A 12016-nucleotide genomic window follows, 5' to 3' on the forward strand; every position below is an offset into this window, starting at 1 on the left:
AATGTATTAAACAAAGACCGCTACGATTAAAAGTTTATTTCAGTTAAATTTTACGCGCGACCTGAAGCGCTTCATAAATAGCTCGTTTTGCATCAATTGCTGATGCTAATTTGGCCCCGCCAATTACATGTACTTTAGGATTATCGATTAACCCCGACATTAATTCGTTATTAGAGACTTGCCCGATACAAGCGATCACTGTATCAACAGGTAGCACCTGCTCCTCTCCTGCCACAGTAATTTTTAGACCTTGCTGATCAAAATGATGATACTGACAATCAGCGATCTGTTTTACACCATGTTGCTTTGCAACTTGACGATGTATCCAGCCCGTTGTTTTACCAAGCTCACTGCCAAAACGCCCGGCGCTGCGTTTTAGCATAAACAATTGACGATTATCTTTATCTGGACTTGGCTGACATTCAATTCCCCACTGCGATTTAAAATCAGCAATACTTTGATCTTTATGTTCACTTAAAAAAGCAACCATATCAAAGCCAATGCCGCCGGCACCTAAAATTGCAATCGATTGCCCTAATTCAACTTCACCACGAATAACTTCATCGTATGAAAAAACACGTTTATTATCCGCGCAGGTAAAGTTTGCCTCACGCGGGCGCACACCCGTTGCAAACACCACGTCATCGTATTGCTCAAGCATTTTATCGGTAAAAGGAGTATTGAGTGTTACCGTGACCTTTAGACGTTCAAGTTCATTAATAAAATAACGCAGGGTATGATTGAAATCTTCTTTACCAGGAATTCGCATCGCTAAATTAAATTGGCCGCCCATATCTGTATTTTTATCAATCAGCGTTACCGTATGGCCTTTTTGCGCTAAGTAACAACTGGCAGATAAGCCCGCAGGCCCAGCACCTACAACCAACACATTTTTAGCCTTGTTGGTCAGCTCAAGAGGATAATCTAGCTCAAACCCCGCTTGAGGATTCACTAAGCATGTTGCTCGTTTACCTTTAAATACATGATCTAAACAGCCCTGATTACAGCCGATACAAATATTAATGTGTTTACTTTGTTGTGCTTGATATTTATTAAAAAATTCTGGATCGGCTAATAGTGGTCGTGCCATCGAAATCAGATCGGCATCCCCTGCAGTTAAAATTTCATTGGCAATCTCGGGGGTATTAATACGATTTACAGCAATGACAGGAACCGATACCACTTCTTTTAAACGTTTTGAAGCTTCTTTAAATGCACCTGCTGGCACCATACTCGCAATAGTAGGCACTCGAGCTTCATGCCAGCCTATGCCGGTATTTAAAATATCAACTCCAGCCTGCTCTAATGCTTTGGCCTGGATAGTAACCTCTTCAGGTGTTGACCCATTCGGAATTAAATCCATCACCGATAATCGAAAGATAATTAAAAATTCTTTATTTACTTTGGCACGTACAGCTTTGACTATCTCTAACGCTAAACGCATACGGTTTTCTAAACTTCCACCGTATTCATCTGAGCGTTTATTGGTATGCGGTGCCATAAACTCATTAATCAAATAACCTTCTGAGCCCATCACTTCAACGCCATCGTAGCCTGCCTTTTGTGCTAAATAGGCGGAATGAGCAAAGTCTTTGATGGTTTTTTTTATTGCACTGAGCGACATTGCTTTGGGTTGATATGGGTTAATAGGTGCTTTAATTGCACTTGGTGCTTGATTAAATGGATGATACGCATAACGTCCAGCATGTAATAATTGTAAGCAAATCTTACCGCCGTGTTGATGGACAACATCAGTGTATGCACGGTGCTTAAACACATCATAATAGCTATTAAAAGACGATGAGATTGGGGTTAATTTGCCACGCAAATTAGGACTGTAGCCCCCCGTAATGAGCATCGCAGTACCACCTTTTGCGCGCGCTTCATAAAAAGCACGCAGTCGTTTTCGGTTATGCCATCCCTCTTCAAGCCCCGTGTGCATTGAGCCCATTACCAAACGGTTACGTAGCTGTGTGTGTTTCAATTGTAATTGTTGTTCTAACATCCTCTGCCCCAATGAACTGGTCTAACCTCTATACATTAGCCAATTTTGCTCGATTGGCAAGCAATAAGCAACAAAAGCGATAAATTAGTTAATATGTTCACATTCTCACGGTTAAAACCTCGCTCATAAATACTTAGTTACGATTTAACAGTTAAATTAATTTTTATTCTGAGCTAAGATGGTGACAGATATAAGTTGTACCAGACTAAGGATTTATTTTGATTGCAAAGCTATTTAAAGGACTGTGGGCAGGAATTAACTTTTCTCGTCGTTTAGTCCTCAATTTTTTATTTGTGTTACTTGTCATTCTTTTCATTGTTTCAATCACAAGTGATGACAATGAAATTAATGTTGCTGACACATCTGTGCTCAGGTTAAACCTCAATGGTCCAATCGTAGAGGAAAAAGTTTACGTTGATCCAATTGAATCTGCCATCAATGACGCAACACAGAGCAACGATGAGCCCGCTGAAATTTTACTTGATGATATTATCAATGTAATTGATCAAGCCACTGAAGATAAACGCATTAGTGTGATCTTGCTGGACTTACAAAAAATGCCTAGCGCGCATTTAAATAAATTAAAACAAATCACTCTAGCGTTAGAGCGGTTTAAAGCGAGCGGCAAAAAAGTAATTGCCTCTGGTTATTATTACTCACAAGCACAATATTATATTGCTGCGCACGCTGATGAAATATCTATGCACCCTTATGGTGGTGTAGAGATCCAAGGCTTTGGCATGTACCCGTTATATTTTAAAGATGCGCTTGAAAAACTCGGTATCACTCAGCATATTTTCCGTGTTGGTACATTTAAATCGGCTGTTGAACCGTTTATTCGTAACGATATGTCAGATGCAGCAAAAGAAGCTAATAATGTATGGCTAGGTGCATTGTGGAAAGAATACAAACAAGACGTTGCCGCTGTGCGCCCATTTGATGAAGCAAACTTTGATGAAACAATGGACGTTTTTCTGGCAAAAATGCAAGCAGTTAATGGCGATTCAGGTAAATATGCCCTTGAACATCAATGGGTTGATTCTTTAAAAACCAATCAACAAGTGCGTCAACAATTAATTACCTTAGTAGGCACTGAAGAAACAGGCAAAACCTTTAACCAAGTATCGTTTAAAGAATATCTCTCATTAGTTAAATCGCCGATTGAGTTTGATAACCCAATGACAGAAAAAGTCGCCGTTGTGGTTGCACGCGGTACTATCTCTGACGGCGAACGTAAAGCCGGTGAAATTGGTGGTGACTCTACAGCGGCTTTACTACGTAAAGCACGCTTAGATGATAAAGTAAAAGCGGTTGTACTGCGTATTGATTCTGGCGGTGGCAGTATGTTTGCCTCTGAAGTTATTCGTGCTGAAGTGCTTGCTCTTAAAGCAGCTGGTAAACCAGTGGTTGCTTCAATGAGCTCAGTAGCAGCTTCTGGCGGCTACTGGATTGCCTCTGCTGCCAACGAAATTTGGGCAGCGCCGAGCACAATTACCGGCTCAATTGGTGTATTTGGTAACTTTATGACCTTTGAAAACACCATGGCTAAATTAGGTGTTTATTCAGATGGCGTTGCCACAACTGAAATGGCTGGTCTATCAATCGCTCGCCCGCTTAATGAAAAAATGGCACAGGTTATTCAACTAAGTGTAGAAGATGCTTATCAACGCTTCTTAGAGGTTGTTGGTGAAGCACGAAATATGACCCCTGAGCAAGTTGACTCTATTGCACAAGGCCGTGTTTGGATTGCAAGCCAAGCGCAAGAGCTTGGCTTAGTTGACAAATTAGGCAATAAGCAAGACGCTATCAAAGCGGCAGCTGAACTGGCTAAGCTTGATTTTTATGAAGTTAAAACCATTAAGCAGAGTCTATCGGCGGAAGAGAAATTAATGCAGGATATTTTTGGAAATGCATCGATTAGATCGCTAATTGGCTCACAAAGTACGCTACAAAACGCACTCTCAAACCAAGCATCTATCAATGGTTTAGTTAAGCAATTAACAACTGAGGTTGAAGGTCTAAAAGATTACAACGATCCGCAAGGCATTTATGCCCGCTGCTTAGTGTGTAATATTTCGCAATAAATAGTGTATAGGCTGTAATCGCAGCAACTAACCGTTATACTAAGCCCAGTTTTTTTACTGGGCTTTTTTTATGAAACGTAAACGTATTTATATCGCATATACTGGCGGTACGATTGGGATGAAAAAATCGAGTCGAGGCTATATTCCCGCTGAAGGTTTTTTAACACAAACCGTAGAAAACAATGCCGAATTTAATCGTGATGAAATGCCCTTATTCGATATTCACGAGTATTGCCCGCTGATTGACTCATCAGACATGTCCCCTGCTCATTGGCAACTAATTGCTGATGATATTAAAAGTAAATACCAAGATTATGATGGCTTTGTCGTGCTTCATGGTACAGATACCATGGCGTATACCGCATCTGCTTTGTCCTTTATGTTTGAAAACTTAACAAAGCCAGTGATAGTGACAGGCTCGCAAATTCCACTGTCGCAATTGCGCTCTGATGGCCAAGTAAATTTACTTAATGCGATGTATTTAGCGGCTAATTATCCGATTGCTGAGGTTAGTCTATTTTTCAATAATCAATTATTTCGCGGCAATCGTGCAACTAAAGCACATGCCGATGGCTTTGATGCCTTTGCATCCCCTAACTTAGACCCACTTGCTCTCTCAGGTATTAATATTCAATTATTAAAAGGCCAGTTGAGCCCGTATGTTGAAAATGAGCTACAAGTCACCAACATCACGCCGCAACCTATTGGTGTTTTATACTTGTATCCAGGGATCAGTCATGCTGTAGTTAAAAGTCTGGTAAACGACAATATCAAAGCCCTCGTATTATTGAGCTTTGGTGTGGGCAATGCACCACAAGATCCAGACTTTTTAGAGATCCTCTCCAGCGCAAGTAAGCGCGGTATGGTTATCATCAATTTAACCCAGTGTTTAAAAGGGCATGTAAATATGGGCGGCTATGCAACTGGTAACGCATTACTTAACATTGGTGTGATCAGCGGTTACGATATGACCTTAGAGGCATGCTTAACTAAATTACACTACTTATTTAGCCAAAAGCTTGAAATTGAAACTATTCGCCATTTAATGCAAGACAACTTACGTGGTGAGTTAAGCAGATAAGCTGAGCGCTTTATAATAAAAACTATTTTTTTAAACTAAAAAGGCACGCTAATTAGCGTGCCTTTCATTTTAACTTATTGGCCTAATTAACGTACTTTCGCGTCAATCTCTACTAAATCAGTTAAATGACATACCTCACCACTATGAGTTTTAATGCCATGCTCACCAAAATAATCTCGCTGTGCTTGTACTAGATGACCATTGCTTGGTGTCGTCAACGTCGCAAAATACGTTTGCGTTGAGCTAAGTACCGGAAATGCTAATCCAGTCATCATTGCTTGACCTGTTATTTTACGCAGCGCTAATGACTCTTTTTCTAAAGTGTCGATAAACTCAACACCTTCAGCGATGTTATCTAAGTAATCAGCACGGATAATACAACCAGCACGCCATGTTTGCAGTGTTTTAGATAAATCGACTTTCCATTGATGTGCACGTGATGCACCTTTGATCAGCGCAAGGCCTTGACGATAAGCCAGTAAACTTGCAAACAAGAAGGCATCTTTAAGTTCATCTAAATCTAATTCAACCTGTGAAGTTGATTTAGCTGCATACGTCATTTCTTTCGCTGCATGTGTGTCACCAGTATTGGTTAAGTGACGCGCTTGCACAGCTGCAACCAATGAAGGAACGGCGATACCCAGTTCTAATGCATTTTGTGCCGTCCACAAACCCGTGCCTTTCGCGCCAACTTTATTATCAATCAAATCAACCAACGCTTCACCCGCATCGGTTTCTAACGATAAAATATGACTTGAGATAGATAATAAATAGCTATTGAGTGTGCCTTCAGACCATTGATTAAAAATCTCTGCAACTTCATGTGGAGTGCGGTTAGTGCCTAAGCGTAATAATTGATACATTTCTGCGATTAGTTGCATTAACGCATATTCAATTCCATTGTGCACCATTTTTACAAAGTGACCACTGGCTGATTGACCAACACGGGCAAAACACGATTCACCTTTGTAGCTTGCTGCTACTTTTTCAAACCATGGCTCAACGCGTTCCCAGCCGCCTTCTGAACCACTTGCCATCATCGCAGGACCATGACGCGCGCCTTCAGCACCGCCAGAAATCCCCATAGTGGCAAATTCAAATTTATTTTGATATTTTAGTTTACGAGTAATACCGTCTTTATAATTACTATTGCCACAATCGACGATAATATCGTCACAATCAACGCCTGCATCAACTAAATCGCTGCAAACTTTATCGACTAACTCACCCGCTGGCACTAATAACAAAATTGAGCGAGGCGGCGTTAACCGTTTTACCATATCACCTAAATCAGACACAATGTGCAGACGATCTGCCATGCCTTGTAATTTAGCACAGCTTAATAGCTCTTCGCCCGCGTCTGGGTTTTTATCATAAGCTACTAGCGTCATCCCTTGTTCAATCAAGTTGAGAGCAAGATTTTTACCCATAACGCCTAACCCTACTAATGCAACTTGCATTTAGTGTCCTCCTCGGTAACAACTATTGGTTAGTAAATGAAATAATACCGCGCGCATTATATACCCAAGCCACTTAAAATTGCGAGCCTAGACAACAGATACAACGCTTTGCGCAAGACAAACACGCAAGATACAGTGATTATATCAAACAACCGTTGCCTCGGGGCGATAAATTTTCCTGATATGGATTTCTGAGTCGAGCATTGACGAGACCTGACACCGGTGTCATAATGTGGTCATAATTTTTTTGTATAAAATAATGACAGCTTTACACGTTACCTTGATGTCAACGCGCTATTTGCTGTCAGTAAAAACTGTATTATGCGTGTCAGTTAAACTAACACCTATAAATAACGAAAAACCGTCAACCTGCTTACAACATCGTAAGCCTACAGGAGAATTTGATGCTTAGACGCACAAAAATAGTCGCGACCCTTGGACCTGCAACCGATCGAGATAACAACTTAGAAAAAATAATCCGTGCTGGTGCAAACGTAGTGCGTTTGAATTTCTCACACGGCATTGCACAAGATCACAAAGACCGTGCCCAAGCAGTGCGTGACATTGCCAAAAAACTAGGCAAGCACATTGCTATTTTAGCCGATTTACAAGGCCCAAAAATTCGTGTATCGACATTTAAAGATGGCAAAGTAACGCTACCTGTTGGTGCAAAATTTATTCTTGATGCAAAAATGGAAAAAGGCCTAGGCGATATCAACGCCGTAGGTATTGATTATAAAGAATTACCACAAGATGTTGCCCCTGGTGACTTACTACTTTTAAACGATGGTTTAATCCAATTAACAGTAGTAAATGTTGAAGGTCATTTAGTGCATACCACAGTAACTGTTGGTGGCGTGTTATCTAACAATAAAGGCATCAACCGCTTAGGTGGTGGTTTAACTGCTCCAGCCTTCACTGATAAAGATAAAGAAGATTTATTAACTGCAGCAGAAATTGATGTTGATTATATCGCAGTATCGTTCCCACGCAGTGGCGACGATATGCGTTATGTGCGTTCACTAGCTGAAGCTGCAGGCTCTAAAGCACAGCTTTTAGCTAAAATTGAGCGTGCTGAAGCCGTTGAAACGGTAGAAGCAGTTGATGATATTATCCTTGCTTCAGATGCGGTGATGGTTGCTCGTGGTGACTTAGGTGTTGAAATTGGTGATGCTGCCTTAATGGGTAAACAAAAACTCATTATCCGTCGTGCTCGCTCACTTAACCGTACCGTGATCACAGCAACACAAATGATGGAATCAATGATCGATAACCCAATGCCTACCCGTGCAGAAGTTATGGATGTTGCCAACGCAGTCCTTGATGGCACTGATGCGGTAATGCTTTCAGCTGAAACAGCGGCAGGCGATTACCCAGAAGAAACCGTGGCAACCATGGCGCGCGTTTGTTTAGGGGCAGAATCACAAAAAGAAACTCACGTTTCTAAACATCGCTTAGATAGTCGTTTCTCTTCTAATGCAGAATCAATTGCATTGTCAGCTATGTATGCGGCAAACCATTTAGATTCAGTAAAAGCGATTATTACTTTAACTGAATCAGGTAGCACAGCAAAACTGATGTCACGTATCAGCTCTGGCTTACCTATTTATTCATTGTCTCGTCATGCCAGTACGCTTGGTCAAACAGCATTATATCGTGGTGTTTACCCGGTATTCTTTGACTCAACACAATGTGAAAAAGATAACATGGTAAAAGATGCCCTTAACACACTTGTGAATGCGGGTTCATTACAATCTGGCGATACTGTGATCATCACTCATGGTGATGCTATGGAAACGATTGGTGCAACCAATACTATGAAAATTGTTACTGTTGCTTAATTAACGCAGTTATAAAAAAACGCGAGCCAAGGCTCGCGTTTTTTTATTTAAAACACATGGTTTAATTTACTTCGTTATATAACAGCTATTGAGCCCGTTTCTAAGTTAACTTGCTAACGCAGCTTTTACTTTATCGCGATAACTACGGCTTACTTTTAATTCTTGGCCGTTCTCAAGCACTAATAAATACTCACCACTTACCTGAGTTACAAGCTTGCTAATTTGTTTAGTATTTACAATCGCACTGCGATGGACACGTACAAATAGCTGAGGATCAAGTTCCTGTTCTAGTTCTTTCATAGTTTTTCGTAAAATATGCGTTTGACCATCTTGGCAATGTAAACACATATAGTCACCAGCGGCATCAACCCATTGAATTGTCGCTACAGGTACACGGATTATTTCACCCTGCTCTTTCACCGCTAAAGATTCTGGGTAACGGCGATCTGTTAATGTATCGCCAGTTGCCAGTTTTTTCAAAATCTCTTCACAATTATTACCAGTAATTCCAGCTACAAAACTCGCCAATTTCTTTTTATGGGCGTTGTCTTGTTGCGTCTTCAAGTAGGTATGCACTTTTTCTACCGCCTGTTTTAGTCTGTTGTCGTCGACTGGTTTAAGGATGTAATCTAAAGCATGGATCTCAAATGCTTTGACTGCGAACTGATCAAATGCGGTTACGAATACAATAGCAGGTAACGCTCTGACACTTTCACTGAGTGCTCTGGCAACCTCAAACCCATTCATTCCAGGCATTTGAATATCTAAAAAAACTAAATCTATTTTCCCTGCTTGGCATGCATCGATAGCCTCTTGACCAGAGTTACATAACTTAATGACTTCGATATCATCAAACTCCTCTAATCTTACCGCTAACCCTCTACGGGCTAATGGTTCATCATCGACAATCAGGGTCTTAATCTTGCTCATTTCTTCACAGCCTTCTCAAACGGAACGCGCAGATTCACTTTCAATCCACTTGGCGTATTATGTGATAACACAAACGAATAGTTATTTTCATACAAAGTTTTCAGGCGGTCTTTCGTATTTGCCACCCCTACCCCTTGTGAATTAACTAATTGGCCATTAAGTAATTCAGTACCGGGGCCATTATCGCCTACTTCCAATAATAGTTCATTAGCAAAAACTTGTGCTTTAATATCAATTACTCCCCCTTCGCTAAGATGAGCTATTGCATATTTAATCGCATTTTCGATGATCGGTTGCAATATTAAACTCGGCACTAATGCATTTTTTGCTTCATCACTGATTTGCACATTCACTTGCAACCGTTCATCAAAGCGTACTCGCTCTATTTCGAGATAAAGCATCAGTGCATGCAACTCTTGTTCAAGTGGGACTTTTTTTATCGGATCGGTATTGAGTGTATAACGTAAAAAGTCGCTCAACTTTGACACCATTAAATTAGCATCTTTATTCTCTTTTACCAAAATCAACGTAGATATAGCATTAAGAGTATTAAACAAAAAATGAGGATTTAATTGATAACGTAGCATTTTCAGTTGTGCTTCATGCGCCATCGTTGTTGCTTTAAGGGCTTTTTGGCGCTCACTTTGCAGTAGTTGATAATATTTAATGCCAAAGTACAAACCACTCCAACAAAGAATAATATAAACCGAATCTAAGCCTTGTTGCAGATAGTAAAACCATTCTGTAGGACGATAACCATGGCGATAAATCTCCCATAAATTAAATTTCTGTATTACCGCCCATAAAGTGCCTGTAATGTACGAAGCGCCGAACACTACTAACATTAAAACCCAAGGAGATGCATTCCAGGCTTTGCGATACATATAGCGCAATGGCACAGTCATTAAACACCCGGCGTAAGCATTGAGTACGATCACAAATACATAAATATCGCGCATCTCAAAGACTTTTGAGCCAATGTAGTTAACAAGTGCATAACCGATCCAACCCGCAATCTGTAATACCCAGAAAAAGCGTTGGCGGTTATCAACTAAGGATTGCCAATTCAAAATAGTTAATTACCTCATTTATTTGTAATTATTATATAGCGTTAGCGCGGTTGGAATCACTACCGACTATCTCGCTTTTCACGAGCCTTACCGCAAATAACTGTTGGTGAAAACTTTATTTTAGCCACAAAAAAAGGAGCCATAGGCTCCTTTTTAATACTTATTTTAAAAGCTTAAGCTGCCGCTAGGCCTTCTTTAGCTTTTGCAACAAGCGCTGCGAATGCAACTTGGTCATAAACAGCGATATCTGCAAGGATCTTACGATCGATTTCTACAGATGTCTTTTTAAGACCATTGATAAAACGGCTGTAAGACAGACCATTTTGACGTGAAGCAGCATTGATACGTGCAATCCATAATTGACGGAAAGTACGTTTCTTCGCACGACGGTCACGGTAAGCGTATTGACCCGCTTTAGTAACAGCCTGGAAAGCTACGCGGTAAACACGTGAACGTGCTCCGTAGTAACCTTTTGCTTGTTTTAAAACTTTTTTGTGACGTGCACGTGCGACAACGCCGCGTTTAACTCTTGCCATTTCTAAAAACCCCTATTAAGCGAATGGTAACATACGTGAAACTAGACCATGGTCGTTCTTATGAACCATCATCTTAGGACGTAGGTGTAACTTACGCTTAGAAGTTTTCTTAGTCAGAATGTGACGAAGATGCGCTTGTTTACGCTTGAAACCGCCAGAAGCAGTCTTTTTGAAACGCTTAGCCGCGCCTCTGTGACTTTTTAGCTTATAAGCCATTGCAATAACTCCAAATGTATTGCTTTAAAATTAGTAAGCAGGCGTGAGATATATTGCTATAGCTCCACTTTTAGGCCTAACTTACTGCCATATTCCGGTGAAAACCCAACATAAATGCTGCAGTTTTACTTTATTACCGGTTAGCACAGGTGAATATTTGCATATTACTTGGTGACCTGAGCTAAATTCGCTGCGTATCTTAGCTTGTTTATTGCTTTTTAGCAACAGGTGCCATCATCATAACCATTTGGCGACCTTCAACACGATTAGGGAAAGACTCAACAACTGCAAGCTCTTCCAAATCGCCTTTGATACGGTTTAATAATTCTATACCAATTTCTTGGTGGGCCATTTCACGACCACGGAAGCGGATGGTAATCTTAGCTTTATCGCCACCTTCTAAGAACTTACGTAAGTTGCGAAGCTTAACCTGATAATCACCTTCATCCGTGCCAGGACGGAATTTGATTTCTTTTATCTGGATTTGCTTTTGCTTCTTCTTCTGCTCTTTTAGTTCTTTGCTTTTTTCAAAGATGAACTTACCGTAGTCCATGATTCTACAAACAGGCGGCTCAGCATTTGGGCTAATCTCTACTAGATCAACACCAGCGGCATCAGCCATAGTTTGCGCGTCTTTTAATGACTGAATTCCAGCTTGCTCGCCTTCAATGTCAATTAAGCGAACTTCTTGAGCTGTAATTTCTTCGTTAATACGATTTTTTTGGGCTGTTTGTTGCCCTTTCTTGCCGCCTCTAATAGTACGTTCCTCCAAGAATATCAAATAATAAGCGTG

Annotated in this window: 10 protein-coding genes; 3 read left to right on the plus strand and 7 right to left on the minus strand. The window is 40.6% G+C overall.

Annotation, left to right across the window (positions count from 1 at the left end):
* Positions 1-43 precede the first annotated feature (43 nt).
* The gene (locus H5163_RS02445; RefSeq protein ID WP_145233192.1) at positions 44-2005 is read right to left on the minus strand and encodes an FAD-dependent oxidoreductase; all 1962 of its coding nucleotides are present in this window, start codon (positions 2003-2005) and stop codon (positions 44-46) included.
* Positions 2006-2223: 218 nt separating this feature from the next.
* On the opposite strand from H5163_RS02445, the gene sppA reads away from it, so the two are divergent.
* Together sppA and ansA are read left to right on the plus strand one after the other, a co-directional pair.
* A complete protein-coding gene (gene sppA / locus H5163_RS02450; RefSeq protein WP_145233189.1) occupies positions 2224-4089 on the plus strand; it encodes a signal peptide peptidase SppA in 1866 nt (621 codons plus the stop codon).
* A 70-nt stretch (positions 4090-4159) separates the two neighbouring features.
* On the plus strand, positions 4160-5170 hold the full coding sequence (gene ansA / locus H5163_RS02455; RefSeq protein ID WP_182730605.1) for an asparaginase: 1011 nt from the start codon (positions 4160-4162) through the stop codon (positions 5168-5170).
* Between the two features lie 86 nt (positions 5171-5256).
* On the opposite strand, the gene gndA is transcribed toward ansA, so the two are convergent.
* Positions 5257-6630 carry an NADP-dependent phosphogluconate dehydrogenase gene (gndA, locus tag H5163_RS02460; protein WP_145233185.1) on the minus strand — a complete coding sequence of 458 codons (1374 nt, stop codon included), beginning with the start codon at positions 6628-6630 and terminating at the stop codon, positions 5257-5259.
* 404 nt (positions 6631-7034) lie between these two features.
* Between gndA and pyk the strand changes: the two genes are divergently transcribed.
* Entirely contained in the window at positions 7035-8471 is a 1437-nt protein-coding gene (pyk, locus tag H5163_RS02465; RefSeq protein WP_182730606.1) for a pyruvate kinase, read from the plus strand.
* 105 nt (positions 8472-8576) lie between these two features.
* On the opposite strand, the gene H5163_RS02470 is transcribed toward pyk, so the two are convergent.
* The 5 genes from H5163_RS02470 to infC all read right to left on the minus strand — a co-directional run bounded on the left by H5163_RS02470 (position 8577) and on the right by infC (position 11995).
* Complete coding sequence (locus tag H5163_RS02470) at positions 8577-9401, minus strand: LytTR family DNA-binding domain-containing protein (protein WP_145233180.1); 825 nt, start codon at positions 9399-9401, stop codon at positions 8577-8579.
* The gene (locus H5163_RS02475; RefSeq protein ID WP_145233178.1) at positions 9398-10471 is read right to left on the minus strand and encodes a sensor histidine kinase; all 1074 of its coding nucleotides are present in this window, start codon (positions 10469-10471) and stop codon (positions 9398-9400) included. Before H5163_RS02475 ends, H5163_RS02470 begins: the two co-directional genes overlap by 4 nt.
* A gap of 173 nt (positions 10472-10644) precedes the next feature.
* The gene (gene rplT / locus H5163_RS02480; RefSeq protein ID WP_008110477.1) at positions 10645-11007 is read right to left on the minus strand and encodes a 50S ribosomal protein L20; all 363 of its coding nucleotides are present in this window, start codon (positions 11005-11007) and stop codon (positions 10645-10647) included.
* A 15-nt stretch (positions 11008-11022) separates the two neighbouring features.
* Positions 11023-11223, minus strand: a complete 201-nt coding sequence (gene rpmI, locus H5163_RS02485; RefSeq protein WP_004587840.1) for a 50S ribosomal protein L35 — start codon at positions 11221-11223, stop codon at positions 11023-11025.
* 208 nt (positions 11224-11431) lie between these two features.
* Entirely contained in the window at positions 11432-11995 is a 564-nt protein-coding gene (gene infC, locus H5163_RS02490; protein WP_145233176.1) for a translation initiation factor IF-3, read from the minus strand.
* Positions 11996-12016 lie beyond the last annotated feature (21 nt).

This window comes from Pseudoalteromonas sp. SG44-8 (genome assembly GCF_014164125.1).
Taxonomy (GTDB): Bacteria; Pseudomonadota; Gammaproteobacteria; order Enterobacterales; family Alteromonadaceae; genus Pseudoalteromonas; species Pseudoalteromonas rhizosphaerae.